Raw genomic sequence first — 1337 nt, forward strand, 5'->3', positions numbered from 1 at the left:
TGATGCTGTGGACGGCTCCTCCACCGGCGCGAGAGCGCCAAGGAGTGGGTGCCGATTGAGGCTCCACGATTCGGAGGAGCAGCCTATGCAGTCAATTTCGACGATCGGTCTGGATATCGCAAAGTCGGTCTTTCAAGTACACGGCGTTGATGCAGCCGGCCAGGTCGTTTTGCGCCGTCAGTTGCGGCGCCGACACATCTTGGCATTTTTCCAGAAACTGCCGCCGTGCATGGTCGGCATTGAGGCTTGCGCGTCATCCCACCATTGGTCCCGCGAGCTGCAGGCGTTGGGGCATACGGTGCGACTGATGCCTCCGGCCTATGTGAAGCCCTACGTCAAGCGGCAGAAGAACGACAGCACCGACGCGGAGGCGATTTGCGAGGCGGTCACGAGACCCAACATGCGGTTCGTGCCGACCAAGACGGTCGAGCAACAGAGCTGTCTGATGGTTCATCGAGCCCGCCATCTCTTCATCCGCCAGCAGACCGCCGTGATCAATTCTATCCGAGCCTATCTTGCCGAGTTCGGGATTGTCGCCCCGGTCGGACGCAGGGGCGTCGAGCAACTGCTGGAAGTCGTCGCAGATACAGACGACCGCCGGCTCCCTGAGGTGGCCCGCGCATGTCTTGCCGCTCTCGGCAGTCAATTGCGGGCGCTAAAGGCCCAAATCGTGGAGTTCGACCGACGCATCATCAACTGGCATCGAGCAAACGCGACGAGCAAACGGCTGGACGCGATCCCCGGGGTCGGGCCGGCGCTGGCAACAGCGCTGGTCGCCAGCGTTGCTGATCCTAAGGCCTTCCGATCCGGGCGAGACTTCTCAGCCTGGATTGGGCTCGTGCCGAAGCAGAACTCGAGCGGGGGCAAGGACAAGCTTGGCAGTATCAGCAAGCAAGGCGATCGCTATTTGCGCAGCCTGTTCACGACTGGCGCACTCGCCGTGATCCGCTATGCCAAGATCCACGGCACCGGGCATCGACCCTGGCTCACCGCGCTGTTGGCACGGCGGCCAACCAAGGTCGCCGCGATCGCGCTCGCCAACAAGCTCGCCCGGATGGCCTGGGCGATGATGGCCAGGAACGAACCTTACAAGGAACCTACCGCTCTCGCGGCGTGAACGAGCTCGCGCCGGACAGCCCGGCGTGACGCAATGGTTGGGAGGGCGAACAGCACTTAATGCAGTGCCGGTCGATCCGGCGATCAGGACAACCCACTAGGGCCACGGCATCATCGAATGCGTGTTGTTGACTGGGACCTGATCCGCGGAGGGCATTATGGCCAGCGGTCATGGGTACCGCGCTAACAGGCCGAACACATGGCTGCTCCGACCAACGCTG

Annotated in this window: 1 protein-coding gene; it reads left to right on the plus strand. The window is 62.6% G+C overall.

Annotated features, from left to right (window positions below; translation table 11 throughout):
• The first annotated feature begins 85 nt into the window (after positions 1 to 85).
• Positions 86 to 1117, plus strand: a complete 1032-nt coding sequence (locus A3AI_RS0141910) for an IS110 family RNA-guided transposase (protein ID WP_024521137.1) — start codon at positions 86 to 88, stop codon at positions 1115 to 1117.
• Positions 1118 to 1337: the final 220 nt, after the last annotated feature.

Source organism: Bradyrhizobium sp. Tv2a-2 (assembly GCF_000472425.1).
GTDB lineage: Bacteria > Pseudomonadota > Alphaproteobacteria > Rhizobiales > Xanthobacteraceae > Bradyrhizobium.

Coding starts and splice junctions, on each gene's coding strand:
- A3AI_RS0141910 (WP_024521137.1), top strand. CDS start 86: ATGCAGTCAATTTCGACGATCGGTCTGGATATCGCAAAGTCGGTCTTT.